This window comes from Dactylosporangium sp. NPDC048998, from assembly GCF_043197855.1.
GTDB lineage: Bacteria > Actinomycetota > Actinomycetes > Mycobacteriales > Micromonosporaceae > Dactylosporangium.
In genome coordinates this window covers 109,635-135,846 of sequence record NZ_JBICTV010000021.1, presented here as the reverse complement: position 1 = coordinate 135,846, position 26,212 = coordinate 109,635, and the positions used below count along the sequence as shown (strand labels likewise).

At 69.8% G+C, this 26,212-nt stretch carries 27 protein-coding genes, 1 tRNA gene and 2 pseudogenes; 18 read left to right on the top strand and 12 right to left on the bottom strand.

Annotation, left to right across the window (positions count from 1 at the left end; translation table 11 throughout):
• Positions 1-53: 53 nt before the first annotated feature.
• The 6 genes and pseudogenes from ACGFI8_RS33945 to ACGFI8_RS33920 form a co-directional block, all read right to left on the bottom strand.
• A complete protein-coding gene (locus ACGFI8_RS33945; RefSeq protein ID WP_392810917.1) occupies positions 54-377 on the bottom strand; it encodes an acyl carrier protein in 324 nt (107 codons plus the stop codon).
• Between the two features lie 65 nt (positions 378-442).
• A pseudogene (gene ccrA, locus ACGFI8_RS33940) lies at positions 443-1,756 on the bottom strand (crotonyl-CoA carboxylase/reductase); the annotation flags it as partial.
• Complete coding sequence (locus ACGFI8_RS33935) at positions 1,753-3,978, bottom strand: beta-ketoacyl synthase N-terminal-like domain-containing protein (RefSeq protein WP_392810916.1); 2,226 nt, start codon at positions 3,976-3,978, stop codon at positions 1,753-1,755. The pseudogene ccrA and the gene ACGFI8_RS33935, both read right to left, overlap by 4 nt.
• The gene (locus ACGFI8_RS33930; RefSeq protein ID WP_392810915.1) at positions 3,975-4,244 is read right to left on the bottom strand and encodes an acyl carrier protein; all 270 of its coding nucleotides are present in this window, start codon (positions 4,242-4,244) and stop codon (positions 3,975-3,977) included. The genes ACGFI8_RS33935 and ACGFI8_RS33930 overlap by 4 nt, the downstream gene beginning before the upstream one ends.
• Positions 4,241-4,411, bottom strand: a complete 171-nt coding sequence (locus ACGFI8_RS33925) for a hypothetical protein (RefSeq protein ID WP_392810914.1) — start codon at positions 4,409-4,411, stop codon at positions 4,241-4,243. Before ACGFI8_RS33925 ends, ACGFI8_RS33930 begins: the two co-directional genes overlap by 4 nt.
• Before the next feature lie 24 nt (positions 4,412-4,435).
• On the bottom strand, positions 4,436-5,434 hold the full coding sequence (locus tag ACGFI8_RS33920; RefSeq protein ID WP_392810913.1) for a bifunctional lysylphosphatidylglycerol flippase/synthetase MprF: 999 nt from the start codon (positions 5,432-5,434) through the stop codon (positions 4,436-4,438).
• 226 nt (positions 5,435-5,660) lie between these two features.
• Between ACGFI8_RS33920 and ACGFI8_RS33915 the strand changes: the two genes are divergently transcribed.
• The 5 genes from ACGFI8_RS33915 to ACGFI8_RS33895 all read left to right on the top strand — a co-directional run bounded on the left by ACGFI8_RS33915 (position 5,661) and on the right by ACGFI8_RS33895 (position 10,266).
• Positions 5,661-5,748 (top strand) — tRNA-OTHER (locus ACGFI8_RS33915).
• Between the two features lie 373 nt (positions 5,749-6,121).
• Positions 6,122-7,189: a hypothetical protein gene (locus ACGFI8_RS33910; RefSeq protein ID WP_392810911.1), complete on the top strand. Its 1,068-nt coding sequence runs from the start codon at positions 6,122-6,124 to the stop codon at positions 7,187-7,189.
• Between the two features lie 40 nt (positions 7,190-7,229).
• Positions 7,230-8,114 carry a prenyltransferase/squalene oxidase repeat-containing protein gene (locus ACGFI8_RS33905; RefSeq protein ID WP_392810910.1) on the top strand — a complete coding sequence of 295 codons (885 nt, stop codon included), beginning with the start codon at positions 7,230-7,232 and terminating at the stop codon, positions 8,112-8,114.
• Positions 8,111-8,899, top strand: a complete 789-nt coding sequence (locus tag ACGFI8_RS33900; protein ID WP_392810909.1) for a tryptophan synthase subunit alpha — start codon at positions 8,111-8,113, stop codon at positions 8,897-8,899. Before ACGFI8_RS33905 ends, ACGFI8_RS33900 begins: the two co-directional genes overlap by 4 nt.
• Positions 8,896-10,266, top strand: a complete 1,371-nt coding sequence (locus ACGFI8_RS33895) for a pyridoxal phosphate-dependent decarboxylase family protein (RefSeq protein WP_392810908.1) — start codon at positions 8,896-8,898, stop codon at positions 10,264-10,266. The genes ACGFI8_RS33900 and ACGFI8_RS33895 overlap by 4 nt, the downstream gene beginning before the upstream one ends.
• A gap of 48 nt (positions 10,267-10,314) precedes the next feature.
• On the opposite strand, the gene ACGFI8_RS33890 is transcribed toward ACGFI8_RS33895, so the two are convergent.
• Positions 10,315-11,409, bottom strand: coding sequence for an FkbM family methyltransferase (locus ACGFI8_RS33890; protein WP_392810907.1), 1,095 nt, complete (start codon positions 11,407-11,409; stop codon positions 10,315-10,317).
• Between the two features lie 230 nt (positions 11,410-11,639).
• On the opposite strand from ACGFI8_RS33890, the gene ACGFI8_RS33885 reads away from it, so the two are divergent.
• The 5 genes from ACGFI8_RS33885 (at position 11,640) to ACGFI8_RS33865 (ending at position 15,536) form a co-directional block, all read left to right on the top strand.
• Complete coding sequence (locus ACGFI8_RS33885) at positions 11,640-12,272, top strand: DNA-3-methyladenine glycosylase I (protein WP_392810906.1); 633 nt, start codon at positions 11,640-11,642, stop codon at positions 12,270-12,272.
• Positions 12,273-12,356: 84 nt separating this feature from the next.
• Positions 12,357-13,493 carry an acyl-CoA dehydrogenase family protein gene (locus ACGFI8_RS33880; protein ID WP_392810905.1) on the top strand — a complete coding sequence of 379 codons (1,137 nt, stop codon included), beginning with the start codon at positions 12,357-12,359 and terminating at the stop codon, positions 13,491-13,493.
• A 29-nt stretch (positions 13,494-13,522) separates the two neighbouring features.
• The gene (locus ACGFI8_RS33875; RefSeq protein WP_392810904.1) at positions 13,523-14,020 is read left to right on the top strand and encodes a hypothetical protein; all 498 of its coding nucleotides are present in this window, start codon (positions 13,523-13,525) and stop codon (positions 14,018-14,020) included.
• Complete coding sequence (locus ACGFI8_RS33870; protein WP_392810903.1) at positions 14,017-14,544, top strand: flavin reductase family protein; 528 nt, start codon at positions 14,017-14,019, stop codon at positions 14,542-14,544. The genes ACGFI8_RS33875 and ACGFI8_RS33870 overlap by 4 nt, the downstream gene beginning before the upstream one ends.
• 11 nt (positions 14,545-14,555) lie before the next feature.
• Positions 14,556-15,536: a VlmB-like protein gene (locus ACGFI8_RS33865; protein WP_392810902.1), complete on the top strand. Its 981-nt coding sequence runs from the start codon at positions 14,556-14,558 to the stop codon at positions 15,534-15,536.
• Positions 15,537-16,088: 552 nt separating this feature from the next.
• Here the strand turns inward: ACGFI8_RS33865 and ACGFI8_RS33860 are convergent.
• The gene (locus tag ACGFI8_RS33860) at positions 16,089-16,259 is read right to left on the bottom strand and encodes a hypothetical protein (RefSeq protein WP_392810901.1); all 171 of its coding nucleotides are present in this window, start codon (positions 16,257-16,259) and stop codon (positions 16,089-16,091) included.
• A gap of 32 nt (positions 16,260-16,291) precedes the next feature.
• Here ACGFI8_RS33860 and ACGFI8_RS33855 point away from each other — a divergent pair, with 32 nt between their 5' ends.
• From ACGFI8_RS33855 to ACGFI8_RS33840, 4 genes and pseudogenes are all read left to right on the top strand, one after another.
• Positions 16,292-16,636, top strand: coding sequence for a hypothetical protein (locus tag ACGFI8_RS33855; protein ID WP_392810899.1), 345 nt, complete (start codon positions 16,292-16,294; stop codon positions 16,634-16,636).
• A gap of 88 nt (positions 16,637-16,724) precedes the next feature.
• Positions 16,725-16,847, top strand: a pseudogene (locus tag ACGFI8_RS33850) (alpha-amylase family glycosyl hydrolase); the annotation flags it as partial.
• A 33-nt stretch (positions 16,848-16,880) separates the two neighbouring features.
• Positions 16,881-17,057 carry a DUF3459 domain-containing protein gene (locus ACGFI8_RS33845; protein WP_392810934.1) on the top strand — a complete coding sequence of 59 codons (177 nt, stop codon included), beginning with the start codon at positions 16,881-16,883 and terminating at the stop codon, positions 17,055-17,057.
• A gap of 627 nt (positions 17,058-17,684) precedes the next feature.
• Complete coding sequence (locus ACGFI8_RS33840; RefSeq protein ID WP_392810898.1) at positions 17,685-18,170, top strand: hypothetical protein; 486 nt, start codon at positions 17,685-17,687, stop codon at positions 18,168-18,170.
• A 230-nt stretch (positions 18,171-18,400) separates the two neighbouring features.
• On the opposite strand, the gene ACGFI8_RS33835 is transcribed toward ACGFI8_RS33840, so the two are convergent.
• The gene (locus tag ACGFI8_RS33835) at positions 18,401-18,967 is read right to left on the bottom strand and encodes a hypothetical protein (protein ID WP_392810897.1); all 567 of its coding nucleotides are present in this window, start codon (positions 18,965-18,967) and stop codon (positions 18,401-18,403) included.
• A gap of 251 nt (positions 18,968-19,218) precedes the next feature.
• Positions 19,219-19,566: a GRAM domain-containing protein gene (locus ACGFI8_RS33830; protein WP_392810895.1), complete on the bottom strand. Its 348-nt coding sequence runs from the start codon at positions 19,564-19,566 to the stop codon at positions 19,219-19,221.
• Between the two features lie 176 nt (positions 19,567-19,742).
• Here ACGFI8_RS33830 and ACGFI8_RS33825 point away from each other — a divergent pair, with 176 nt between their 5' ends.
• Together ACGFI8_RS33825 and ACGFI8_RS33820 are read left to right on the top strand one after the other, a co-directional pair.
• Positions 19,743-20,174 carry a hypothetical protein gene (locus ACGFI8_RS33825; RefSeq protein WP_392810894.1) on the top strand — a complete coding sequence of 144 codons (432 nt, stop codon included), beginning with the start codon at positions 19,743-19,745 and terminating at the stop codon, positions 20,172-20,174.
• Positions 20,175-20,747: 573 nt separating this feature from the next.
• Positions 20,748-21,233: a hypothetical protein gene (locus tag ACGFI8_RS33820; RefSeq protein WP_392810893.1), complete on the top strand. Its 486-nt coding sequence runs from the start codon at positions 20,748-20,750 to the stop codon at positions 21,231-21,233.
• Between the two features lie 560 nt (positions 21,234-21,793).
• Here the strand turns inward: ACGFI8_RS33820 and ACGFI8_RS33815 are convergent.
• Together ACGFI8_RS33815 and hydA are read right to left on the bottom strand one after the other, a co-directional pair.
• A complete protein-coding gene (locus ACGFI8_RS33815) occupies positions 21,794-22,159 on the bottom strand; it encodes a transposase (protein WP_392810892.1) in 366 nt (121 codons plus the stop codon).
• Between the two features lie 663 nt (positions 22,160-22,822).
• Complete coding sequence (hydA, locus tag ACGFI8_RS33810) at positions 22,823-24,202, bottom strand: dihydropyrimidinase (RefSeq protein WP_392810891.1); 1,380 nt, start codon at positions 24,200-24,202, stop codon at positions 22,823-22,825.
• Positions 24,203-24,297: 95 nt separating this feature from the next.
• On the opposite strand from hydA, the gene ACGFI8_RS33805 reads away from it, so the two are divergent.
• Positions 24,298-25,077, top strand: a complete 780-nt coding sequence (locus ACGFI8_RS33805) for a GntR family transcriptional regulator (RefSeq protein WP_392810890.1) — start codon at positions 24,298-24,300, stop codon at positions 25,075-25,077.
• Between the two features lie 97 nt (positions 25,078-25,174).
• The gene (locus ACGFI8_RS33800) at positions 25,175-26,191 is read left to right on the top strand and encodes a BMP family protein (protein WP_392810888.1); all 1,017 of its coding nucleotides are present in this window, start codon (positions 25,175-25,177) and stop codon (positions 26,189-26,191) included.
• Positions 26,192-26,212 lie beyond the last annotated feature (21 nt).

The following is a 26,212-nucleotide window of genomic DNA, read 5'->3' as shown; positions in this document are numbered from 1 at the left end:
ATCGCAGTACGGGGATATAGCTCTGCGTTCCCCGGCCCGGCGGGCGGCACGGATCAGGACGGCCCGGCCGTTTGCGGCACGGGGGCGAAGACGTCGGTCAGGACCTCGTCGGCCAGATAGGCGATAAGCCGTTCCATGGTCGGGCTGTTGAACAACACGTTGGTGCTCACGCTGCGACCGAACTGAGTCTCGAGCCGTTCCTTGATCTCGGTGATTCCCAGCGAGGTGAAACCGAGCTCGAAGTAACTCGCGTCAAAGGGGAGATCCTCGTCTTCATCCATCATCAACGTCGATTTGAATTCCGCGACAACAAGGTCCTCGAGTCCCGCCCGCCGTTCAGCCGGCGGGAGCTCGCACAGCCGCTCGATCGCCATCATGTTCCGAATTTCTCCTTGCCTACGGAGGCGTTCCGTTCCGTTCCATCCGATTCGGCGGACGCCTGCTGAAACAGCGTGATCTGGTCCAGATGCCGGGCCCGGGTGCGCTCGTCACGAATGCCGAGGCCTTCCCGCGGGGCCAGGCACAGCACCCCGACCTTGCCGATGTGCTCGTTGGCGCGCACGGCGCGGGCGGCGTCGGCGATGCGGTCCAGCGCATAGACACGCGACATGACGGGGTGGATCCGGCCGCGGACGACGAGGTCGTTTGCCCGCCAGGCCTCCTCGTAGTTCGCCGCGTGCGAGCCGATGATCCGCTTCACGTGCATCCACAGGTGCCGGTTGTCGTACAGGTGCTCGTAGCCGCTGGTCGAGGCGCAGGTCACGACGGTGCCGCCGCGGGCCGCGGTGAGCACGCTGACGCCGAACGTCTCCCGCCCCGGATGCTCGAAGACGATCTCCGGATCGCCGCCACCGAGCGCCCGCACGGCGTCGCGGAAGCGGCTCCAGTCCCGCCGGCGCGGCTGCCGGTCCGGGTCCCAGAACGTGAAGGCGCCGCGGTCGATGACGAGCTCCGCGCCGCGCCGGCGGCACAGGTCAGCCTTCTGCTGCGACGAGACCACGCAGATGGGTATCCCGCCGCCGTTGAGCACCAGCTGCGTGGCGTACCCGCCCAGACCGCCGCAGGCGCCCCAGATGAGCACGCGGTCACCCTGCCGCATCGCCGCGCCGTGCCCGGAGACGAGCTGCCGGTAGGCGGTGGACAGGGTGAGGTTCAGGCAGGCCGCCTCCTCCCAGGTGAGGTGGGCGGGCTTCGGCATGAGCTGGGTGGCCTGCACGAGCGCCAGGTCGGCGAGCCCGCCGAAGTTGGTCTCGTACCCCCAGATGCGCTGATCCGGGTCACGCAGCGCGTCGTCGTGCCCGGCGGGAGCGGCGAGGCTCGCGTGCAGGCAGTGCGTCACGATCTCGTCCCCGGGCTGCCAGCGGGTCACCCCGGACCCGACGCGCAGCACGACGCCGGCGGCATCGGAGCCGACCACGTGGTACGGCTGGTCGTGGCGGGCCGCGAACTCCGACTCCCGGCCGTAAGGCTTCAGGAAGCGGAACGTGGACACCGGCTCGAACATGGCGGTCCACACCGTGTTGTAGTTGATCGAGCTGGCCATCACCGCGATCAGGACCTCGCCGGGCGCCGGCTCGGGCGTCGGGACCTCGGTCACGTGCAGCGACCGGCGAAGATCACGCTCGGCGGACGGGACGCCCGCGAACACCCCCTGATCGGCCTCGAACACGACGGCCGCGCGATGGCGGTCCGGGATCCGGCACTTGGCCAGCGCCGCCGGATCGTCGGCGGCGGCCGACTGCGCGAGATCGGTCATGACGAGCTCTGCGCCATCGTCGCCAGGAGCGAGACGATCGGGTCCGCGGCCAGGAAGGTGGTTCCACCGGTGTCCCGGCCGGTCGGTCCGCCCGCACCGCGGGGAACCTCGGCGAGCGCCCGCCAGCCCTGGCGGCGGGCGGTCGACGATCTGGCCAGCGCGACCAGGAAGGCGCCTTCGGCGTTGCCGTCAGGAGCCGCTCCGGTCACGTGCTCCAGCCCGGCGGGTACCGCCGCGTTGACCGCCAGCACCAGCGCGAGATCCAGCTCGCCGGTGGCCAGGTGCAGCGCCGCGGTGTTGAGGGCGGTCGCTCCCGAGGTGGGGCCGGAGTCCACGAGCATCGCCGGGCCGTGCAGGTCGTGCCGGTTGGCCAGCCGCGCGGCCAGGATGTTCGGGAAGATCCCCGGCAGGGTGTCCTTGCGGGTGGGTGGCGTCTCCGCGCGGACGTCGTCCAGCACGGCGGCCCAGGTCTTGGCGTCGTCGTCGGCGAACAGGCCCTCGAGGTCGGCGGCGTAGCAGCGCAGCAGGTTGCCCACGGCGAGGGGCTGCGGGCCGCTGCGGGCGGCGATGACGCCGGTGGTGTCGCGCACCGGGGCCCACAGCTCCCCGTACTCGTCGATCAGCATCGCCGCGAGGTGCAGCGCCATGAGCTGGCCGCGGTCGGTCGAGCGGACCGTGCCGGCGGGCAGCCGCACCTCGTCGAACGGCGGCGGCTCGTAGCGGCCGAAGTCGCGCGGGCACGTCCACCCGCCCGTGGCGAGCATGCGCTCGACCTCCGCGCGGCTCGGCTCGCCCGGCAGGTGAGCGGCCCAGGCCACCAGCACGACCGGGTCGGGCTGCAGCGGCAGCGCGGAAGGCGCCGCCCGTCGCGCGCCGGCCTCGGTGATCACCACGTGGGCGTTGGCGCCGCCGAAGCCGAAGGACGACACCCCCACCGCGCGCGGGCGGTCGTCGTGGCGGTCCCAGGGGGTGGTGAGGACCGGCACCTCGACGCGTGTGCCGATCAGTGAGCCGGGCGGCGCAGTGGTGTACCCGTGCTGGGCCGGGATCTCGCCGTGGTGCAGGGCGAGCAACGCGTGGATCACCGACACCGCGCCGGAGGTCCAGCCGGTGTGGCCGATGACCGGCTTGTTCGACACGGTGAGTCGGCCTCCGGGCGGTGCCGTCGCGGCCAGGGACGTCAGTTCGGCGGCGTCGCCGGCCACGGTCCCGGTGGCGTGGGCGACCACCCAGTCCACCCGGCTCGCGTCGATGCCCGCGGCGCGCTGGGCGCGCTCGATGCACAGCGACTGCCCGAGCGGGTTGGGCGCGTAGATCGCCTTGCCCCGCCCGTCGGAGGACGCGCCGAAGCCGGCCAGCACGCCGAGCACCGGGTCGCCGTCGGCGCGCGCCCGATCCAGCGTCTTGAGCACGACGACCGCGGCGCCCTCGGAGAACAGGGTACCGTCGGCCCGCTCGTCGAAGACGCGCAGCCGGCCGCTGCGGGACAGCCCGCCGAGCTTCGCGAAGCCCACGTTGTAGCGCGGCGCGACGCCCGACATCCCGCCGCAGTAGGCGACCTCGCAGTCGCCGGCGAGCAGGTGCGCGGCGCCGAGCCCGATCGCGTACAGCGACGAGGCGCACGCGGCGTCGACCACGGTGACCGCGGCGCCGCCGGGCACCAGCCCGTCGACGGCGGAGCGCACCACTTGGTCGGGCCGCAGCCGCGCGGACGGCGGCGCCGAGTGGCCGAAGTGCTCCTGCAGCAGCGCGCGCAGCCGCCGCCGCTGCGTGGCGGCGGCGGCCGGGTCGCTCTGCAGGCGAACGGACAGCTGGTGGGCGGCGGACTCGATGACGACGGCCTCGTCCAGCGGCCGGGACGTGACGTCGGTGCCGCCGATCACGCAGTGGCCCCGGTCGCCGTCACGGATCGTCACGCCGTCGACGGCGTGCAGCAGGCAGTGGCGCAGGAAGATCGCCTCACGGGCGGTGCCGTCGAACCGGCCGGCCGCGAGCTCCGCGGCCAGCCGCGGATGCGGCGCCAGCCCGGTCAGGAACCCGGACGCTCGGGCGTAGGAACGGTCCTCGGCGTCCGGGTCGGCCGACCAGAACGAGTCGATCCGGTAGTCCGCGTCCGGGTCGGACACCTGAGGCTGGCCGGCGTGCAGCAGCTGCCAGAACTCGCTGGGGTGGCCGGCTCCGGGCACCGCGATGCCCATGCCCACGATGGCGATCTCCGTCATCTGGCCAGCTGCTGGATCAGGTCGGCCAGGGCGCGCAGCGTCGGATAGCTCGTGGGTTGCACGGTGCTGATCAGCTCGGCTAGGCCGTATCGCTCGAGTGCCGTCACGACGAACTCGTCGTGCGACAGCGAGTCGACGCCGAGGTCGGCCGCGAGGTCGGCGTCGGCGGTGATCTTGCCGATCGGGATCTCAACGGTCTCCGCGCAGATCCGGCGCAGTTCCTCGATCAGTTCCTGGGTGGCGGGAACGGGTACGCGAGTGGTCACGAGCTGGGTCCCTTCCGCGACAGTGGCGAGTCGGCGGCCAGGACGTGTTCGAGCCTCAGCAGCGCCTCGTCGGCGGCCCGGGCGGTCTCGAGGTCGTCGGGGGCCGCCGCGCACGCGCCGAGCATGTCGACGACCTGTTGCCCGGCCGCGGCGATCTCGTCCGGCATTTGCTCTCCTCCACGACTGGACGGCTAGACGGCGTTGCAGGACCGGAACACGTGCACGAGGGCCGGGATGCTGGCGCCGTGCTGGAATGCGATGTATTCGGGCAGAACGATGTCCTGCTTCCATTTCTCCTTGTAGGCGAACTGGGTCTGGGCCGGGTAGATGTGCCCGCCGTTGGTCCACAGCTCGTCCATGAACCAGCCGAAGGCGCGGCTGCGCCCGGGCAGCTCGCGCTCGGCCGACAGGCCCGAGAAGGGCGTGTAGCCGAAGTGCAGCCACGGCACCCCCTCGGCCTGGAACGTCTCGATGGCCGCCTTGTTGATCGCCTCCATGACGCCCGGCGGGGAGTCCGGCTGACGGCGGCTGAGGTCGTGCATCCACCCCGGCCGGGAGCCGTAGACCGGCGAGTACGAGATGTAGCCCGTCAGCCGTTCGCCGTGCACCCCGACGAAGAGCCGGCGCAGGTGCTGGTACCGCCCGCCCATCTGGCCGACCAGGAACTCCAGCGGCCGGGCACCGCCCTTGCCGCCCAGCCAGCCAGCGTCCAGCTCCTTGATCGCGTCCTGCCAGGCGTCGAACGGCGCCTCGCTGATCGTCATCCCGCTGCGCACCGCTCGCGCGATCTTGTTCCGCAGCTGCATGAAAGCCGTGCCGCGCAGGCTGAACGTGTCCAGCCGCAGCGCATAGGAGCCGCCGATCTGGTTGACGGTGAAGCCCGCGTCCAGGTACTCGGGCGCGTCGGCGCCCTGCAGCTGGATGGTCACGATCTCCCGGTCCTGGGCGGCGGCCAGGTCGACGAAGGCCCGCAGCAGGCGCGGGCGGGCCTTCTTGGGCGCGAACGGGCCGCCGAACTGCACCAGGTACCGCCCGGTCGGCCGGTACACGATCACGCCCGGCGTGTCGGGCAGGTGCAGGTAGCTGTTGCCCTCGTTGACCGCGAGGAACGAGCTGGGATTGTCCGCGTCCGGGTACCGCTGGATGGCGTCCAGGGCGATGTCCGAGGCCGTAAGTGATTCGATCGTCATGAATGCCTCATTCCTGACATAGCTATTCGACGCCGTGGTCGCTTCAAGCACTGGCGGGTGCGTTCATTTCGCAAGTCAACAAGCGGTTCAAGGTCTGTATCTGTTTATTGCATGCGAGCGCTCGGATATCAAGGCCCAGCACGGTCAGCAACGAGTCAGCCATAGATCAGCGTCATCCGCTAACTTGGCTTCAGCACCACGAAGAGCAACACAACGTAACGCCGAAGGAGAGGTTCCCAAAGCGGCCTAATGGGGCCCGGCGTCAGCCGGGCAGGCACTGGGTGCCTACGCAGGTTCGAATCCTGCCCTCTCCGCGACGACAAGCGACAAGGAGCACTCCGGTGCTCCTTGGGCTTGCCGTTTTTTGTGCTCTGCGCCCTTTCGACGGCGCCGGTGAGCTCTACAACCGACAAAGTTGCGACGCCAGCCGCCGTGCCGGCTGCCCTCGCACCGTTGCGTGCTAGGAGAATTCGTGGGAGACACAACCGCGGGGGACGGCGCACGCCTGCGCCAAAGCCGACCGGCGTGGGCGGAGCTAGCCCCGCAAGGTGAGTCGAATCCAATCTCATGACCACGAACTTGTCGACGACATTGCGATCTCCCGGCCAGGTCCCCCGCATTTCGGCCGGCCGGAAAGTCCGTTATCCGATACCGGTTTCCGCAGTCCCGGAATGGTTGACCGCGCTATTGCTGGATCTGCCAAAGGCGAGCGAATATCGACTGGCCGCGGACTACAACCGGGCGGTCGTCGACTTCTGCCTGGAGCGGTGGCAGGTCGCGAGCTCGGCCGCGGCGCCGTCCGCCGAGGAGGCCGGCGCGCAGTTCCGCAGCGCGATGCTCGCCGCCGACGACCTGTCCCAGCGCCAGGTGGACCAGGTGTGCGACCGCACGTTCGCCGCGCCCGGCGACCTGACGGAGTGGCTCGGCGCGACCACCGAGCGGTTCCTCAACCTCATCCGGCCGTGGACCCCCGTCTGGTACGGCTTCACGAACTGGGCGCTGCGCTGGTGCCGGCAGCACTCGATCGAGACGCTGGTCTTCCTGGCCCGCGACGCGCTGCCGTTCTTCGTCGCCGCGACCGCCCTGGACCAGGGCCGCGACCTGCACCTGGCCCACGTGTCGCGGGCCATCCAGGCCGCCTCGCCGACGTTGAGCTCGATCCTGCGGCGCCCGTCCATCGCGCTGATCGACTCCGGCTGCTACGGCACCTGCATCAACGACCTGCGGCAGCGCCGTCTGAACGACGGTGCCGACCATCAGCACCACCCCGACGGCCTGGCCACGCTGCTCTACTACAGCCGCAACCCCCAGCTGTTCGGCTACCTGAACTACCTCATGGGCCAGGACATGCTCATCAGCCCGGAGACGATGGACGGAGCCGGGGAGTTCGTCATCCACGGCGGCGATCTGCTCGAGGCGGTGCCCAAGCCGTACGAGTACACCGCGGACGACCCGTCGATGGTGATGCCGAGCGACCTCGTGAGCTTCACCGTCTCCATCGCCGCGCTGGGCGAGATGAGCAGCATCGCCACGGCGAGCACCTTCCTCGGCCCGGAGCGGATGAACGACGCACCCAGCCAGATCCGCCCGCTGTACCGCACGTATCAGCTCGCCGCGTACCGCGACGAACTGCACAACGGTCTCCTCTTCGACGGCCCGGCGCCCAAGAGCCTTCCGTCCCCCGGCGCGCTGGCCGGCCTCGACTTCCTTGAGATCTCGCCGCAGAGCCACATTTTCGGCACGGTCAGCGGCTGATTCCCATGCCACCGCGACCACGAGAGGAGCTGTTCGCACGATGCAGTTTCCGGTCAGTACCCCGACGCTGCTTCCGGCCAGCGCGACCCTGCGCTACCTGAAGTCCCGCCAGCAGGGGCCGGGCAGCTATCTGGAAGCCAACGAGGACGAGCCGACCATGGAGGCACTGCGGTGGGCGGCCGAAATCACGGCGATCCTGTCCGGCGAGCCGGTCACGCCGTCCCCGTTCGTCGACGAGTGCCGCCGGCCGGGCGGCACGTTCGCCATGACGGCGGCCGAACCGGAGCCGTCCCGCAACGCGGGCTACTACGCGGTGCGCGCGCTGACGCTCTCCAGCCGGCGGCACGACATCCCCGGCGAGCTCGCCGCCTGGTTCGTCGCCGAGTTGGCCGCGCCGGACCTGCCGGCCGCCTCCGACATCGACGAGATGTTCTACGTCCTGCGCGCCCTCGAGCAGCTGGGCGCGCTCGGCCTGATCCCGCCCGCGGTGTCGGCCCAGCTCGTCGGGTTCATCCGGGCCTGCCGCAACGACGACGGGGGCTACTCGGGCGCGCCGGGGCGGCCGTCGGACACCGAGCACACGTACTGTGCCGTCTGCAGCCTGGCCCTGCTGGGGCACCCCCTGGATCCCGCCGAGAGCCGTGACACCGCCGAATGGCTGCGGGCGCGGTTCGCCACCCCGTCCGGGCTCGCGACCCTGTACGTGAACGACGGCACCGGGTCGCTCGCCGCCTCCTACTGGGGCTTCCGGGCCGGCGAGGTGCTCGGCGCGACGGTCTGGACGGACCGGCTCGGGCCGGCGGTGGACGCGCTCGCCAAGCCGGACGGCGGCTACGGGGCGCGGCCCTACGCCAGCCTGTGGGAGTCGTACTGCGCGCTGCGCCTCGTCTCCACGCTGCTCACGCTGCGGCGGGGCGAACGATGACGCGGTCGCGGCTGTCGGACGTCATCGGCGGCAACACGAGCCGGGGGACGCTCGCGGTCGGGATCTATCTCATCCCCGGCTTCCCGTCCTGGGCCGCGAGCCTGGAAGCGCTCGAGCTGTGCATCCGCCACGACGTGGACTTCATCGAGTTCCCGGCGATCGCCGAGCCGCAGTGGTCGCACCGGACCGGGCCGCTGATCGCCCGGGCCCTGCGCGACGCCGAGCCCGGCACCGACGCCCAGCGGATCGGCTGGCTGCTGCGCGCCCCCGTGCGGGTGGCCATCGTCTACCCCTCCGCGTGGCCCGCGCCCACCACCTGGACCGCGGCGCCCTCGCTGCGGGCCGGCGTGTCCGGCTACCTGTTCGAGACCGACCCGCCGGACATCACGGACTACGCGCATGCCGCCGCCGAGGACAGCGCGGTCGTCATCCCCGCGGTGGGCGCGACCGCCGCCGGCCTGGCCGAGGCCGACCGGCGCGTCATCGCCCGGGGCGGTGGCTTCGTGTACACCTCCCTCGGACCGAGCACCGGGGCCCGGGCGGCCTCCCTCACCGATCTGCGGCGGACCCGGGCGCAGATCCGGGCGATCCGGCCGGACCTGCCGGTCTGCGCGGCCTTCGGCATCAACGAGGCGGCCGACGTCGAGGAGCTGCGCGGCAGCGGCGGCTGCGACGGGGTCATCATCGGCACCGCCGCCGTGGCCCGGCTGGAAGAGGGAACCTCGGCGTTCGCCGAATGGCTCAAGGGCATCATGGCCGCGGCGAAAGGCGGAGACGGCACGTGAACGGGACCTCCATGCACACGCTTGACCACAAGCTCGCCCGGCTCGTCTTCGACGAGTGTCTGCGGCAGCTGAGCCTGGACGAGGTACCGCTGAAAACCGGCGGCGACCGGGAACGGCTCGCGGAGAAGCTGGCCGGGCTGATCACCCCGGCCGGCAACGATCCGCAGGCCGTGCTGTCGGTGTTCCTGCGGGACATCGCGCCGGCCATCATCGCGTGCGACACGCCACGGTTCATGGCCTTCGTGTCGTGCGTGCCGTCCAAGACCTCGATCCTCATCGACGTCCTCATCTCCTGCTTCGCGCTGCACGGCATCTCGTGGCTGGAGGCCGCGGGGCCGGTCGCCGCCGAGAACCAGGCGCTGCGGGCCCTCGCCGACGCCGCCGGGCTGCCCGCGAGCGCCGGCGGCTGCTTCGTCTCCGGCGGCACCAGCGGCAACCTCTCGGCGCTGCTGGTCGCCCGCGACGCCGGCCTGAGCCGGCGCGGCGGGCAATGCGCACGACCCAGGGTGGCGGTCACCGCGGACGCGCACGCCTCGGTCGGCAAGGCGCTGCACCTGCTGGGCATGCAGCCGCTGCTGGTGCCCACGCCCGAGCACCGGATGATGGGCGCGGGGCTGCGCGACGCCCTGGCCCGCGACCCGCACCGCGACGACGTCGTGGCCGTGGTCGCCACCGCCGGCACCACGAACGCCGGGCTGCTCGACGACCTGGCCGGGATCGCCGACGTCGCGCAGGAGGCGGGCCTGTGGATGCACGTCGACGCGGCCTACGGCGGCGCCGGCATCTTCGCCCCGTCGGTGCGGGAGCTGTTCACCGGCATCGAGCGGGCCGACTCGCTGGTCATCGACCCGCACAAGTGGCTGTTCTCGCCGTTCGACTGCGCGGCGCTGCTGTACCGCGAGCCGCGGACCGCGCAGCGGGTGCACGCGCAGCGGGCGTCCTATCTGGATGCCATCCACGACGGCGGGGGCGACGTGTGGAACCCCAGCGACTACGCCTACCACCTGACCCGCCGGTCGCGCGGCCTGCCGCTGTGGTTCGGGCTGGCGATCCACGGCACCGACGGGTACCGCGACGGCATCGAGAATACGCTCAGCATGGCCCGGTACGCGGCCGACCGCATCGCAGCGACCGAGGGCCTGACGCTGGTCTGCCAGCCGGAGCTCTCGGTGGTGCTGTTCCGCCGCGACGGGTGGGACTGGGACGACTACGAGCGCTGGTCGGCCCGGCTGCTGGAGGAGCAGATCGCGTTCGTGCTGCCGACCTCCTGGCAGGGCGAACCGGTGGCGCGGCTGTGCTTCGTGCACCCGGAGACGAGCAAGCAGCTCATCGACGAGGTCATCGCGACGATCGACCCGGCGCTGTAAAAAGAAAGTGCACCCGATCCGAGGGATCGGGTGCACTTTTTTGTGCTCTCACAGGGCTTCGACGAGGACCACCTCGTCCGGCAGGCGCTCGGCCGGCAGGCGGGTGGCGAGCCATTCCGCCACGCGCCCGGCCTCGACCGGCCGCCCGTTCCCGGCCGCCGCGACCACCTTGCGCGGATCGTGCTCGTAGCCCGGCCGGACGGCGTAGACGGCGTAGCGGCCGGTGTCGCGCAGCACCTCCTCGATCTCCACCTTGACGGCGAAGCCCTTGTCGGCCAGCCGCTTGGCGACCTGCTCGACCCGTCCCTCGGTCGGTGAGCCGGCCTCGTCGTGGACCTCCATGCTGATCTGCTGGATCAGCGGCCAGTGCCGCTCGTCGATCCCTTTGAGCACGTCGTACTCGGCCCGCTGGACATCGATCTTGAGCAGGTCGATGACGCCGGCGCCGACCTCGTCGATCACGTCCGAGATCCGGCGCAGCCGGCACCGGCACTCGACGTACTCGAAGTCCTTGTGGGCCAGCGCCTCGACCGTGGCCAAGTGCTCCTCGCGGCCGGGCGGTCCGTTGCGGCGGGCGTTCTCGACGTACAGCTTGATCAGGTCGACCTCGTTCTCCCAGTTGATGTAGTCGTGCCGGCACGACATGATCGAGATGCTCGGGTAGTAGTAGAACGTGACGTCCTGCTCGCGGTCGGACAGCCCGTAGTCGAACGGCCGCACGTCGAGCCCGCGCTCGTCGACGTTGCGCACGAGCTTGGCGAACACCTCGGGCACCGGTTCGAACGCGTAGACCCGGGCCGAGGGGCAGCGCGCCCCGACGAAGAGGCTGAACATCCCGATGTTCGCGCCGACGTCGAACACGACGGCGTCTTCCCGCAGCACGATCCCGCCGCGCAGGTAGACCTCGTTCACGAAGATCTCGTCGTGCAGGAACCGCGTCTCGGCCAGGTTCATGACGGCGAGCTCGGCGAGCACGCCGGTGTCGGCGGTCACGGAATGCGTGTCCCACGGCAGCACCCGCGCCACCAGCCGGCCGTCGGCCTCGCGCCGCACGCGGGCGCGCGCGACGCCGGGGTAACAGCGCAGTGCCTCCTCGATTTCGGTCTCGATCTGACGCAGTGGCAGCCTGTCCTGGGTGGTCATAGGCGTTCCTCACATCTTGCCTTGACGCGGTAATAGGGCTTCATCTTGTCAGGCAGGCTCGACTGCGAGCTGATATTACACTGACCGCCGCCAATGGTGTCCATGCATTGCGAATTGCCTTGAGGCCGGGTTGCCTGGCAGCATGTACCAAACGCGACCGACGAAAGGGTGTCAATGTCGAGCGCCATCGGCGGTGTACGAATGGTCGGCACCGGGTCGGTGTCGCATTGATGGACGACGAGGTCCTCATTGGCGCGGACGGCATGCGCCGATGCCCCTGGGCGCACCTGGCGCCCGAATATCAAGAATACCATGACCGGGAGTGGGGACGGCCGGTCGGCAGCGAGCGGCGGGTCTTCGAGAAGCTGTGCCTGAAGGCGTTCCTGAGCGGCCTGTCCTGGCTGACGATCCTCCGCATGCGCGACGGGTTCCGCCGTGCCTTCGCCGACTTCGACCCCTCGGTGGTGGCGCGGTTCACCGACACCGACGTCGCGCGGCTGCTCGGCGACTCCGAGATCGTGCGGCACCGGGGCACGATCCTGGGCACCATCGGCAACGCCCGGGCCGTCGAGCGCCTGTGGGACGACGGCATGTCCCTGGCCGGGCTGCTGTGGAGCTTCGAGGCGCCAGCCGGCGACCCGCCTCCGACCGTGGCCGCGCTGCCGGCCTGGACGCCCGAGTCGGCGGCCTTCTCCCGCCTGCTGCACCGGCGCGGCTTCTGTCTCGTGGGGCCGACCACCGTCTACGCCGTGATGCAGGCGCTCGGCGTCGTCAACGACCACCTCGCCGGCTGCCGCTTCCGGGTGGTCCGCGACGACCAGCGGCGCGCGTTCATCAGGCCCCGCGCTGCGGGCGATCTGTAGCCGTTGCCGTCAGTTCGGCGTCAGCGCCGACTGCAATTATGTGGGAGCACGGTACTATTCTCCTGCATAGACGGGAAGCTATGTATGCGCTCCCTTGACGAGGCCCGGAATGTATGCGAGCGCTATCACCCGGGCATGTGCGCCGCGCTCGCCGACATCCCATTGTCCGAGCGTGAGGCGCCGGGCGGGCCAGTGCTCGACATCTTCCGCAAATTCGGCGGAGCCGGGTTGATGGTCCCTTCCGAATACGGCGGCTCGGGCGTGGGTGCGCTCGACGCGTCACGCATCGTGCGGGCGATGGCGTCGTATTCGCCGTCGCTGGGCGCCGCGACCACCATGCACCACTACACGACGGCGACGCTGTTCGCGCTCGCCCGGCGGGCCGGCCGGCTCACCGACGCCCAGCTGGAGCTGCTGGCCCGCATCGCCCCGGACAACCTCCTTCTGGCCTCCGGATGGGCCGAGGGCAACCCCGGGGCCAACATCGTCATCCCGGCCGCGACCGCCCGCCCGGTGGACGGCGGCTACCTGGTCAACGGCGGGAAGAAGCCGTGCAGCCTGGCCCGGTCGATGGACGTGCTCACGGCCAGCGCCGCGGTCCCGGTGGACGGCACCCCCACGCTCGCGCTGCTGCTCATTCCGGCCGCGTCGCCGGGGATCAGCGTGGAGCCGTTCTGGCTGAGCAACGTGCTGGCCGGGGCGGAGAGCGACGAGGTCCGGCTCACCGACGTGTTCGTCCCGGCCGACCTGCTCATCCGGACCACGCCCGACGCCCCCGACCGGCTCGACGACCTGCAGACGATCGGCTTCGCCTGGTTCGAGATGCTGGCCACGTCGGTGTACGTCGGCGCCACCAGCGCCCTGGTCGAGCAGGCACTGGACCGGGGGCGCGGCAGCGTCACCGACCGGGCCCAGGCCGCGATCCAGCTCGAGTCCGCGGTCGCCCTGGTCGAGCACGCCGCCCAGGCGCTCGGCGACGGGCTGAGCGGCGACGCCGCCGTCTCGGCCGTGCTGGTGGCCCGGTACGCGGTCCAGCAGGCGCTGCGGGAGGCCGCGGACCTGGCGGCCGAGGTGCTCGGCGGCATCGCGTTCATCCGGTCGCCCGACATCGCCTACCTCATCGCCGCCGTCCGCGCGCTGGCCTACCACCCGCCGTCGCGGACCGCCATGGCGGAGGCGCTCGTCGACTACCTCACCGGCCGTCCGCTGCGGCTGACCTGACCGACCCCCATCGGCGAAGAGGACCCGTCATGGACATGAAGAACGCGTTCGAGAGCCCGACCACCGTCAAGCTGCACCGGGCCGAGTACCTGGTCGGCTGGGTCGTCTGCACCGTGCTCATCGTCGTGCACTGGAGCGACATCCGCCTGATCCCGGCGCTCATCCTGTTCGCCTACATCGACATCATCGGCTACATCCCCGGCGCGATCGCGTTCCGGCGCAGCAAGACCGGGAAGATCTCGAAGAACTACTACATCGCCTACAACATCCTGCACAGCCAGATCACGCAGGCCGCGGTGATCGCGCTGTGGGGCTTCACGATCGGCTGGGAGTGGGCGCTCATCGCGATCCCCTGGCACCTGTGGGCCGACCGCGGCGTGTACGGCAACTTCCTGAAGCCGTTCAACCTGCCGTTCGAGCCGCATCCGACGCCCGCCTTCCAGCGCCTCAGCGACGAGCTCTTCGGCGGTACCCCCGTGAAAACCGGCGACCGGACCCCGGAAGCCGCCGCGGTCCCCGGCCAATGACCGCGACCGCACTCGATGTGAAGCTGCGCCAGGCTGTGCGCAAGCTCGCGACAGGGGTCGCGGTGGTGACCGTCTGGCACGGCGACGTCGTGCGGGGCACCACCGTCTCGTCGGTCGCCGCGGTGTCGCGGGAGCCGCTGCTGATCGGCGTGGGCCTGCGCGAGGGGTCGGGCCTGACCCAGGCCGTCGCCGCGGCGGGGCGCTTCGCGGTCAACGTGCTCAGCACCCGGCAGGCGCCGCTCGCCGCCCGGTTCGCGGACCCCGGCCGGCCACCCGGCCTGGCCCAGTTCGACCATCTCGACTGGGAGCCCGACGCGTTCAGCGGCGCGCCGTGGATCAGCGGCTCGCTGGCGTCGCTCGGCTGCCACCTCACCGCGACCGTCCCCGCCGGCGACCATGTCCTGCTGCTCGGCGAGGTCGTCACCGCCCGCGACGGCAACCTGGCCGACGGCGGCCCGCTGCTGCACTTCGCCGGCCGGCTGCACGACGGCACGCTCTGGCCGATCCACAAGACAACGGGATGAAAGGTTTCGCCATGACGGATGCAATTCCCCGGGAAGCCGACTTCGACCTGGCCCCCAACCTCCTCGACGGCGCGAAGGAACTGAACCTGACCACGCGCGACTGCGATCTCGGGTACTGGCTGACTGCCGTCGCCCAGGGCACGCTCGCCGGACGGGCCGCCACCGGCCACGCCGAGACGGCGCCCACCCCCGAGTTCATGCGCAAGCCCGGCCCGCTGCGCGAGGCGCTGATCCTCGAGCTGGGCTGGCGCTCCATCGCCGAGGAGCGGGCGGCCCGGAGCCTGTCGTACTTCGTGGCCGACGCGCCCGGGGTCCCGGAGATGGAGTTCTTCGCCACGCAGGTGCTCGACGAGGCCCGCCACGCGATGGTCTTCCGCAACCACCTCGTCGAGCTCGGCGTGCCCGCGGACGAGCTGCACGCCACCATCGCCGAGCTGTCCGCCGAGTACGTCGCCGACGTCCTCACCCCCATCGAGGAGTTCGTCGTGCGCACCGTCCGCGACGAGGGCGACTTCGTCGGCGCCGTGGCGGCCTTCACCATCGTGGTCGAGGGCGTGCTCGCCCCCGCCGCCGAGCTCAGCGAGCGCAAGTGGGACCGGCTCGACCCGGCGGCCGGCGAGATCGCCCGCGGCGCCGGGATCGACGAGATCCGGCACCTGACGGTCGGCAGCTCGATCGTCCGCGAGCACCTCATCAAGCATCCGGAGTACCGCTCCCGGGTCCTGGAGATCGTGACGGCCGGCCGCAAGCTCTGGGACGAGGTCCCGGTCCTCAAGTACGTGCTGCGCCGGGAGAACCTCTTCCAGGAGGGCATGCAGGAACACCTCGACCTGCTGGACGGCTACGAGGTGTTCCCGGGCCGCAAGCTGCTGGACACCTCCCCGATGGAACGCTACGACATCGCGGAACACTGGACCGACGAGATGTCCGAGGCCCGTCTGCGCTACATGAACCTCGAAGAGGCGATAGCGATCCTCGCCACCGGCAAGTAGGCGTCACGTGGTCAGGGCGGCGAGCTCCGCGCCGGCCAGCAGGAAGGCATCGACACCGTCGTCGGCGGTGCGGTTCGGGGGGGGGGGGGGGGGGGGGGGGGGGCGCGCGGGGCCCCCCCCCCCCCCGCGGCCCCCCCCCCCGGCCCCCCGCCCCGCCCCCCCCCCCCCGCCGGCGCCCCCCCCCCCCCCCCCCCCCCGCCCCGACCATGCCGTTCCAGGCCCGGGCCGGCGCCGGCAGGTAGGTCGGCCGACCAGCAGGCCCGCGCCGATACCGTAGGCGATGCCGAACGCGAAGAACGCGGTGCCGCCGCATGACGGCGAGCACCTGCGCGCGGGTCGGCCGCTGGGCCGACGGCGCGGCAAGAGCGGCGCCGGCGGCCGGGATGGTCGCGAGGCCGAGCGCGGTACCGGCGCCCAGCAGGGTTCGGCCAGGGCGGCGTGTAGGTGGCGGCGGCCGGCGGGGCCGCGATCAGCAGGCCGGCGGCCAGTGTGATCATCGCCGACGGCCCGGTCGGCGGCATAGACCCCACTCTATGGCACCCGGCGCCGCGGTCAGCCGACGCGGCTGCCCGGCGGGACCAGGCGGGCCGGCACCGCGAACACCGCCAGGTACCACTCCGCGGCGAAGCAGGCGGTGCCCTCGCCGCCGGTGAGGGTCGCGGTGATCCGGCCCGGTGGCATCACGAGCGTCGCGCCGTCGTTCTGCCAGCCGGACAGCGCCAAGCGTGGTTGTCGGTAGCGGCGCTGTGACCCCGGTGACGACCAACACCGGGTCCGCGAGCTCGTGCATCAGCGCGGCCTCCGGCGGCGAGGCGAAGTTCGTGACGTCCTCGTTCCGCCTACGGGTCGTCGGTACCGACGGACGCTATGTCTACGCGACCGACGACTGCGGCATCCGCCGCGTCGACCCGGGCACCGGCGCGGTCACCTCGCTCACCACGACCGGCAACTACGCGTCGGTGGCGATCGCCGGGCAGTACCTGTACACCGTCAACCAGGCCTACGGCGGCCTGACCAGGATCGACCTCGTCACCGGGTCGAGTGTCGTGCTCGACCCCAACATCACCGGCGCCGTCGCCGCCGACCTGCAGAACGTGTGAATCCTCACGGCTCTGACCTGCAAAAACTCGCCAGGTTGGAGCCTTCGTCGTTCGCGCACAACCGGCTGGGTGCTCCGCGGCACTAGGCTCCCACGACACCCCCCGCATCCGCACCGTCGTCGGCTCGCCTGAACGGGTGGAGGTCGCGGTCGGTCTGCTGGCGACCCTGCCAGGCGTCCCGATGGTGTTCGCCGGCGACGAGTTCGGCCTCACCGGCTCCAACGGCGAGACCTCCCGCACCCCGATGCCGTGGCACACCACCCAGGCCATCCTCCCGTGGTACCCGCGCCTGCTCTCCCTGCGCCGCAAGCACCCGGCCCTGCGCGGCGGCGGCCTCCGCTTCGCCCATGCCGACGCCGGCTGCGTCGCCTTCTGGCGCGAGATCAGCGACGAACGCCTGCGGGGTGCAGGTGGCCGGTGAACCACAAGGTGGAGACGTCGGCGAAACGATCGCCGGGTACGGCGGCGGGTCGCAGGCGCGCAGGAAGTCCAGGGCCGACCTGCCGAGGGCGGCGTCGCCGTCGGCCGGATCTGGCAGTGCGCGAACTGCAGCAGGTCGCCGCCGGCCGGGGCCCAGCTGGGCCTCCACCAGCGCGGCAACGCCGTCGAGGCGGACGTCGGCGTGCCCGGAGGTGCCCGTCCCGGTCAGCGTGACCGACTCAAGCAGCCGGCCGGACCGGTGAGCCCGGTCTTGGCCGACGACGGCCCAGGCACTCGGCGGCGCAGCGGACAGACAGCCAGCAGAACGCGTGGCCGCCACCAAGATCGAGTGCGCGCTCATCGGCCATGTGCGAGCACCTGATCAAGGCAGCCCGTCAATGCCGAGCGAGCGGACGAGCCCCCGCTCGCCTGAGCCGGAAGGCATGTGCGGACCGCCGAAGTCGCGGTCTGGTTGTGTGCGTGATCGGCGTGCTGGTGGGGGCGCGCGCCTGTCGGGCGGCGCGATGAGGGATCATGATTGCATGGAATTCAGCCTGATTGTCCGTTCGTATGCCGGGCAGCGACGATGAACGCTCGTGGGCGAGGGATTCACTCGCCGGTCGTCTGGGTGCCGATTGCCGGGCTCACCGAGCTTGCCCGCGCGCTGCTGGGTGACCGGCTCGGTGATCGAGATGTGATTCCGGAGCATGTCCGCGACCGGATCACCGCACTGGCCGAGCAATGGGCTGCGCACGGGTTCACCGCCGAGACGGTGCGCGCCTGGAAGGATCTGGACCCGGCAGCGGCCGCGCAGCTGCACGCCCACGGCGTCAGCCCGGCCGCTTTGCAGCAGCACACCGTCGTCACACCGACGGGCAGCACCAGCCTGTGGCAAGCCGTCACCTCCGGTGCGCTGTCGGCAGGCGAAGCCGTCAACCAACTTCAGGCCGCAGGACCGCCCGAGCCGACGGCTGGGCCGTCCACGCCCTCGCCGGCCGTGTCGACGCCGCGGCCGGCGCCGGCAGTGTTCTCTCACCCGGTCGCCGCCCTCGACCCCGACAACGCCGACCGTCGCGGCAAATCGACGCCACCTCAGACGCCGTTTCGGACCTGATGCCGGGGCACCGCCACAACCGCTCGAGGTGTATCGACGCTCACCCACGATGTTCACCGACGCGTCGACGGCGTCGGGCAGCTGAAACACCCGTACGCGGTCGGCTGGTACAGCTCGCCGAAGCGTTCGGGTCGCACATGAACACGCAGTCCCGGGCAATGGCACCGGTGCACTACACGCACGCTGGGACCTATGAGGTGCGGTCATCCCGAAGGATGCTGGAGAAGCTACTACAGGATTGGGATCTTGAAGTCTGGTCCACCGTCGGGCACGACGAACGGTGCGTATCCAGCGCCTACGATGTCAACGACCAGATCCGAAAAGATCAGCGAGATGTTGTGCCCGTCCATCTCGATGGTGGCTTCGTAGAAGAGCAGGCCGACGTCGCGCGACCAATGCCGGGCATCGGCCGAATCCTCCACGAGCCGCATGCCCGGGCATAGCCCCTGCCACTTGACGCCCCATATGTAACCGTCGAGGTCACGGCCCCGCTCATAGTCCACGAGCCGCTCGTCCAGCGACTGCTTCCAGATCTGCGGCGACAGGGCGGACAAAGCCAAGACACGAACGCAGTTCTTGAACCGGTAGCGGACGTGCAGTGGGGCGATGCCAAGGCGAGGATCGGCAGTGACATAGACGAAGACGTCGTAGTCGCGCGCGTAGTCAGCGAAGCCGTGGAAGACGACGGCCTGATCGAATACGTCGTCGAATGCTGTCTGGATCTCCGACCCGTCCACCTCGGGATCATCGCGCACATCAGCTTTCCCGGCGAACGACTTGGCCAGGCCGGTGTCCACGCACTCACCACGGAGCAGCAGCCAGCGTCCACACCGCCATCGTCTCGTGCGCGCACATGGGCACGAGTGTGTACCGGCAGCGCCGAGCCGTCGCCTCGGAGCGTGACGATCTTCGGGCCGGCCACCGTGCGAGAGCTGCGGCATGTGCGTGCACCTGATCAAGCCGCTCTGAACGGCCGTAACGCTTGATCTGCGGCATTGCAGTGCGCGATTGCGTGTCGTCCCTGACGTGATCGGAGCCGCGGCACCGATCAAGCGGTCAGGTCCTGCACCGTGGTGATGAAGCGGTCGCGTTTGCCGACGACGAACCGGTACTCGATGCCCGACGCCAGGGTTACCGTCAGGCCATTGGGGATGAAGCCGTAGGTCCGGTGCTTGCGGACGTCGACGATGTCCTGAACGGCTATGTCCAGCGGCGCGGTCTGGACGTTGAGCCCATGAGCCCCAAACGCGAGGCGCTCGCGGGTCAACGTGAGCCAGCCGCCGACCGCCTCCCGGCCGCGCCAGAGGTTCGCGTCAGCCCGAACGAGTATGTCGGGGTCCCGAGCCATCCACACCACGCCCTCATCATCGACAGCGACCGGTCCAGGGGAGGCCACGCGGCCCCACTGTATCGGCAGGGCATGCCTCGAACGCGATCGACCTTTTCGGCAACCTCGTCGAGGACCTCATGGAGTCGGACTTCGATCGTGCAACGCGGCAGGAGCGGATGTTGAGGATCCGCGACCCCACGGTCAAGCGGTCGGTTGTGCACCGCGCTGTCACACTGAGCGCCATGCTGGACTCTCCGCAGGAATTCATGCAGGCGGCCGAGCACGCACTGGATCAGGTGCCCGACACCATCTGCGACATCGGCGACGGCCGGCAGATCAGCGTGCGCGAGTTCCTGCACGACCTCGCCGCAGCGGCCGCCGACTGGCCGCACACACCACCGGAGCTGTGGTACGCCGACAACATGCAGCACTGTTTTTGGTCGCTGCTGCACGGCCGCCCCGAACCGGTTCCAGGCGAGAACGTGGACGCCGACGCCGTGGCGTTCGGTGTGCTCATCGCCATGACCAGCGCGGACCGCGGCGGCCATCACGAGGCCGCGGACTTGTGCGAGACGGCCCTGGCCTACATGAAGACCCTCCCCGCCTGGCAGGACGTGGACTTGACCATCGATCCATCCGGTGGCGGCCCCACGCAGTTCAGGCTGACCCTCTGACGGCGGTGGGCGCCCGGAAGTGCGCTCGCGGACCTGGCCGACCCGACCAAGATCACGTGAGCGCTCATCGGCTACTTGTGCTCACCGGCCGAACTCACCGACCCCCGTTGACATCTACGGAGAGTGACACCGCAACCGAGACTGACGGGACTTTTCCCCTGATCTTGACGCTCGAGACTGAGATGGTCCGGGTGGGTTGAGGGTCTGGAGGAACACCTTGGTGATGAAGCGCTATCCACCACAGTTCAAGGCGGATGCGGTGGCGCTGCAGCTGCATCCGTCTGGACGATCGGCGCCGCGGCTCGGCAGATACGGTGCCAGCTCGGGTAGAGGCGCTCGCTCATGAAGGCAGTTGAATCGCCCCCGCAGGCATGGGTACGATTCGCGCATGGACACGCGTTTTGCGCGCGTGTACCACAAATGGGGGTTCACATCCCCCCTTCGACACCGATCTTGGTGGAAACTCACCAACATAGCATCCCTGCAGCATCACCGGCGGGCACGCCGGCCGACCCGAGCGGGTAACGACCCGGTCGGGTATCTGCATGTCAGCGCCACTTTCGGGCGACGGCGATGACCGGCGCGCGGCGCAGCAGCCCGGCCGCCGCCGAGCAGATGATCGCGGCGCTGATACCCGCACCACTCCCCCGCCGCAGGCCGCAACCCCCGCCGCTGCCGCGCCTGGCGCCCCAACGCACCTCGCCCGCGCAGGCTCTCCCGGCACTCGACATCGCCCAGCTGGACCGGTCCGGTCGGATATCGGCCCGGCTGCTCCTCGAGCAGCTCGGCTGGCGACCCGGCCAGCGGCTGCGCACCGACGTCGCCGATCGCGCGATCCTGGTCTGGCCCGATGACGCAGGTGCGCCGCTGGTCGGCGCCCGCAGCGACCTGACCCTGCCGGCCGCGGTCCGGCAGATGTGCGCCATCGAGACCGGCGACCTCGTCGTCCTCGCTGCGGACCTCGATCGCGGTCTGCTCGTCGCCCATCCCGCGGACACCGTGGCGCGGCTCCTCGCGGACCTGCACGTCCGGCTGATCGCAGGCGACCATGGCCGCTGACCCGGCGAAACTCGCAGCCGCCTGGGCCTACCTGGCCGAACTCGGCGTCACCCTCGCCGACCTGCAGCATGAAACCGCACCCACCGGTCGCGGACACCCCGAAGCTCGTAGGGCAGCTTCGAGCAGCCGGGCCACCGCTCATCCCACAACATCGACAACCTGACGGTGTCGACCGCGGCAGTGGTCATCCACTCGCCCTCTCATCCAGCCCACGTCCCGGCTCAAACGACCTTGCCGCACTCTATCGATCTTCGGGTTATCACGACGTTGACGCACTGTTCCCGGCAGATCCGCACGCCGAACAGCTGCGGGTCCATCACGCAGCGTAGAACGCGGAGCGCTTATGAGGTCCGAATGTTCTGGTTCACCACTGCTTGCTGGGATCGCGCTCCCATCGGCGCGTCAGGATGTGCAACCGATCGGTTCAGCGGCGCCGGGCGAGGTGCTCCCGCAGCCCGGCCGGCCACAGCTCCAGTTTCCGGTCGACGCAGTCCCCCGCGTCGTTCGATGACCTTCGATCCGGTGCAACTGCGGCTTGTCCAGCGTCCGGCCTGGCAGCATCAGGTGCTCGAGCTCGGGCCGGAACGGAACGGAAAAGTCCAGTGTGCAAGCCGGCCGCGTGCCAGCCGTCCAGGGTCGCGTTCCCCTGCGAGCAGTGCGGCCATCATGGCACGGCCGGAGGCGCCGAAGATGTCCGACGCGACGACGGACAGCTTGATCTGCGCGTCTTCCAGCAGGTTCTCGACCCGGTTCTTCTCCGCCCCCTGCGCGACGACGAGATCGACCCGGTAGCGGGTCAGATCCCGCAGCACCCGGATCTGCGGCGGGGGTACGAAACTCGGCCGCAGCATCTGCCGTTCGGCGACCTTGCACAGCCACACCGCGTCCAGCCGGTCGGTCTTCGGCCGGCCGGGCAGGTGCTTCACGTCCCGGGGCGTTGACCAGCCGCGGATCGAACCCGGCCGCTTCGAGCAGGTAGAACACCGGCTTCCACTCGGGTAGCGGCGGCGCATTGCTGCGCCGCCGCCCCCTCGGAACCGGGCGGGCTTTCCCCGCACCCGGCTCGGGCAAGCCCTCAAAAGGCGCTGTTGCATTGAGCGATCGTGTTGATCGAGCACCGGAAATTCTTCGCCGCGCGGTCGGCGGCCGCCGAGTAGCACCCCCTACCGCTGGCTGTTATACGCCGTTTTGGCCAGCCTCACCAACACGAGCGTGACCCCTTGCCGAAGTCATTGCGGCAGCGGATCTTGACGATGACTCAATGCAACAGTGCCGTCACCGATCTCGCCAAGGCCCTGGTCCGCCGCCGCAAAGTCCTCAATGGACCCATCAACGAGCACATTCCCAGGCAGCGTAGCCAAACCGAGGTTCCGAACGGTACACGCTCAGTCGCTCCCCTGAAGGGCTTTGAGGCTGGGCTTCGACCCGACCCGTTTCCAGACCGAGCCGCCAGCCTGCTACCGGGCCTCCTGGCAGCTACCCGGACCGGACTCACACCGGCAGGCGACGACGAGCTTACGACTCAAGGTCCACTACACGAGTTCACCTCCGCGCCTGCTTAGCGCACGAAACACCCGGGTTAGCTGCTGCTACGGCAGTGGTTGCGACACGAGGGCCCGGCCGGGCAAGGGGTTATCGGCAAATACCCCGTCGTCGAGTACCACCGTCCCGCCCACGATGACAGTGCTGGCCCACCCGGCAAGCTCGCGTCCCTCATACGGGCTGTAGTCGGTGGCCATGTGCAGGTCGGTGGCGGACACCGTGCGTCGCTCGGTCGGGTCGATGAGTATCAGGTCCGCGTCCGAGCCGGGGGCGATAACGCCCTTCTGCGGGTAGATGCCGTTGAGCCGGGCCGGGTTGGCGGACGTGATGGCGACGAACCGCTCCACCGGCATCCCTCGGCGTTGTACCAGCTCAGTGAAGATCACCGGAAGCCGCGTTTCCACACCGGGAAGGCCGTTCGGCATCACCCGAACATCCGACCGATCGGTCCACTTCTGCGTGCGGTCATAGCAGCAGTGGTCGCTGCCGATCGTGTCGACGTCACCGGCCAGGGCTCGGGCAACGACGTCCGACACGGTCGCTGGCGAGCGCAGCGGGGGGCAGCACACGAACAACTCAGGAGAGTCTCCCGCGTAGTGCTGATCGTCCAACGCCAGGTAGTGCGGGCAGGTCTCGGTGTACGCGCGTACTCCCTCGGAGCGTGCCCTGCGGACCTCGTCGATGGCGGCCGGGGTGGATTGATGCACGAAATACACCGGCGCGCCGAGCGACCGTGCCGCCGACAGCACCTCGCGGACGGCGGTCACCTCCGCCAGCTCGGATCGGCTGGAGGCGTGCCCAGCGGCGTCGATCTGGCCCCGTTCCACCGCTCTCTGCTGGTCGTGTTCGATCAGGTGGTTCGACTCGGCGTGCACATACGCCATTCCGCCCAGTTCCTGCAGGGTACGCATCACGTTGACCACGGTCGCCGGGTCGGCCATGACGACGTCCCGATAGGTAGTGAACAACTTGACAGTCCGGATGCCTAGCGCGGCGATCTGCCGCAACTGCTCCGGGACGGTGTCATCCCATTCCACTACACACGCGTGCAGCGCCGCGTCGCACACGCCCTCCGTTGCGGCGGCCTGTCGCTGCCGCACCGCGTCCAGCGGCCGCTCTCCGGGGCGGGGGATCGCGAAGTCCACCACTGTCGTGGTGCCTCCCCACACCGCGGCCGTGGTCGCCTCACGGTAGCCGTCGCGGGTCGTGTAATCGCCCAGCGACATCTGGATGTGCGTGTGCGGGTCCACCCCGCCGGGCAGCACGAGTCGACCGGACGCGTCGATGACGGGAATTCCCTCAGGTACCGGGTCGGTCGCAGCGGCGAGCCGTGCAATGCGCCGGCCCTGCACGAAGACGGACGCAGGGCCGCTCCAGTCGTCGTTGACGACGGTGCCACCCACGATGGCGAGCTGCGAATAGGCCATGAAGACGATCTCCCTCGGCTGAACGTACGACGCTGTTGACGGCAGGTGGTCGGGCGTGTTGGATGTCCAACAACCACGCTAGCGGGAGGCGCGCAGTGACGGAAGCACACGATTGGGATCTGGGGTCCTTGCCCGGGCGACGCGCGTCGCTGCCGACCGAGATTGCTGCGGCGCTCGCCGCCAAAATCCGGTCGGGCGAGCTTGCGCCCGGTACGCGGTTGCCCAGCGAGCCCGAGTTCGCCCGGTTGCTCAACGTCAGTCGCAATACCGTCCGGGAAGCCATCAGCGTGCTGCGTGAGCAGGGGCTGGCGGGCACCAAGCAGGGTATTGGGACGTTCACGCTGGATCCGAGTACAGACAAGCAGTTCCCCGTCGAGGTCGGCATCGAGCACCTCACCAGCACGACCGACATGATCACCCGGGCCGGGTACAAGGCCGGCGCCCGCGACTACCAGCTCGTGACCGGGCCGGGAAACGACACCGTCCGTCAAGAGCTGGGCTTCACGGGCGAGGAAAAGGTGCATTGCATCGAGCGGGTGCGTACGGCGGACAACCTGCCCGTCATCTTTTGCCGCGACCACATCAGCGTGGCCCGCGTTCCCGACAGAGTGATGGCGCAGTACCGCGGTGACGAGTCGCTGTTCCTGTTCCTGCAGCGGGAGTGCCACCTGGAGGTGCATGCCGCGCGCGCCGACATCCTTCCCACGTTGCCCAGCCCCCGGGTGGCGGACCTCTTGGCCGTATCGCGTCGCAAGCCGCTACTGGTGCTCAAGCAGCTCCATTACGACCGTAACGGTGTTCCTTTCCTCTACAGCGAGAACTACTTCAACCTCGAGTACATGGGCGTGCACGTCCGCAGGACTCCGGTCAGCTAGCCGCAGTACCGCGGCAGTTTCTGCCGCAGTTCAACACCCCTCTGGATAGCCGGGAGGCATCGTGTTACACAAGCAACCTCGCAGCACGCGCCGGCGTGTGCTCATCAGCGCCTTGGCGTGCGCCTCGGCTGTCGCCCTGTCGGCATGCGGAGGCGGATCCGGCGGATCCAGCGAGGAAGGCGGCTCGTCGACCTCGGGCAAGACCGCCACCCTGGTCAGCATCCAGTCTGTCAACGACAAGGGTGTCATGCAGGACTTCGTCGGGGGATTTAAGGCCGCGACCGAGAAGGCCGGGATGCAGTCCAACGTCGTCGTTCTGACCGACCCGTCGACGTACGAGTCGACGTTGGAGAGCGTTTCCGGGCGCAGCGACCTGGTGTTCACCACGTTCCCGCCGATGATCCAGGCGGTGGAGAAGGTCGCCCCGAAGCACGAGAAGGTCAAGTACGTGCTTCTCGACGCGCGGCTGAGCAAGCCGCTGGACAACGTTCAGGAGCTGTTCTTCCGGGAGAACGAGTCCTCCTACCTCGGCGGGATCGTCGCCGGCAGGCTCACCCAGACCAAGAAGGTGGGCTTCCTGGGCTCCATCAAGCAGGACGTCGTCGACCGCTACCTGGTCGGCTTCCAGGCCGGGGTGAAGTCGGTGGATCCCACCATCAAGGTGTGCTTCGCCTACGTGGGCTCGCTGAGCGACCCCGCACTGGGTAAGCAGTTCGCGAACACCATGTACGGGCAGGACGTCGACATCATCCACGCCGCGACCGCGGGCACCCAGCTCGGCATCTACCAGGCCGCCGAGGAGCAGAAGAAGTACCTGGTCAGCGCCGACGTTGACGTGCTCCCGCTGGCCCCGAACTACGGCCTGACCGCGACCGGACCGGACTTCGCCAGTGCCGCCAAGGTCGCCGTTGAGCAGTTCGCCGGCAACTCGTTCAAGACCGGCCTGCAGGTGTACGGCCTGAACGACAACGCGGTACGGATCCTGCCGTTCAACGAGAAGCTCGTCCCCAAGGATGTCCAGGCCGATGTCGAGAAGGCCAAGCAGGGCATCATCGACGGGTCCATCACGGTTCCCGACGACAAGTCGGCCGGTTCGTTGACGAACTGCGGCTAAGGCGAGCCTTCGAGATGACTG

Excerpts from the sequence above, each read along its gene's own strand:
- ACGFI8_RS33945 (WP_392810917.1), bottom strand. The coding sequence starts at position 377 with ATGATGGCGATCGAGCGGCTGTGCGAGCTCCCGCCGGCTGAACGGCGG.
- ACGFI8_RS33935 (WP_392810916.1), bottom strand. The coding sequence starts at position 3,978 with ATGACGGAGATCGCCATCGTGGGCATGGGCATCGCGGTGCCCGGAGCC.
- ACGFI8_RS33925 (WP_392810914.1), bottom strand. The coding sequence starts at position 4,411 with ATGCCGGACGAGATCGCCGCGGCCGGGCAACAGGTCGTCGACATGCTC.
- ACGFI8_RS33920 (WP_392810913.1), bottom strand. The coding sequence starts at position 5,434 with ATGACGATCGAATCACTTACGGCCTCGGACATCGCCCTGGACGCCATC.
- ACGFI8_RS33905 (WP_392810910.1), top strand. The coding sequence starts at position 7,230 with ATGCAGTTTCCGGTCAGTACCCCGACGCTGCTTCCGGCCAGCGCGACC.
- ACGFI8_RS33900 (WP_392810909.1), top strand. The coding sequence starts at position 8,111 with ATGACGCGGTCGCGGCTGTCGGACGTCATCGGCGGCAACACGAGCCGG.
- ACGFI8_RS33890 (WP_392810907.1), bottom strand. The coding sequence starts at position 11,409 with ATGACCACCCAGGACAGGCTGCCACTGCGTCAGATCGAGACCGAAATC.
- ACGFI8_RS33885 (WP_392810906.1), top strand. The coding sequence starts at position 11,640 with ATGGACGACGAGGTCCTCATTGGCGCGGACGGCATGCGCCGATGCCCC.
- ACGFI8_RS33880 (WP_392810905.1), top strand. The coding sequence starts at position 12,357 with ATGCGCTCCCTTGACGAGGCCCGGAATGTATGCGAGCGCTATCACCCG.
- ACGFI8_RS33875 (WP_392810904.1), top strand. The coding sequence starts at position 13,523 with ATGGACATGAAGAACGCGTTCGAGAGCCCGACCACCGTCAAGCTGCAC.
- ACGFI8_RS33870 (WP_392810903.1), top strand. The coding sequence starts at position 14,017 with ATGACCGCGACCGCACTCGATGTGAAGCTGCGCCAGGCTGTGCGCAAG.
- ACGFI8_RS33865 (WP_392810902.1), top strand. The coding sequence starts at position 14,556 with ATGACGGATGCAATTCCCCGGGAAGCCGACTTCGACCTGGCCCCCAAC.
- ACGFI8_RS33845 (WP_392810934.1), top strand. The coding sequence starts at position 16,881 with ATGCCGTGGCACACCACCCAGGCCATCCTCCCGTGGTACCCGCGCCTG.
- ACGFI8_RS33825 (WP_392810894.1), top strand. The coding sequence starts at position 19,743 with ATGCTGGACTCTCCGCAGGAATTCATGCAGGCGGCCGAGCACGCACTG.
- ACGFI8_RS33820 (WP_392810893.1), top strand. The coding sequence starts at position 20,748 with ATGACCGGCGCGCGGCGCAGCAGCCCGGCCGCCGCCGAGCAGATGATC.
- hydA (WP_392810891.1), bottom strand. The coding sequence starts at position 24,202 with ATGGCCTATTCGCAGCTCGCCATCGTGGGTGGCACCGTCGTCAACGAC.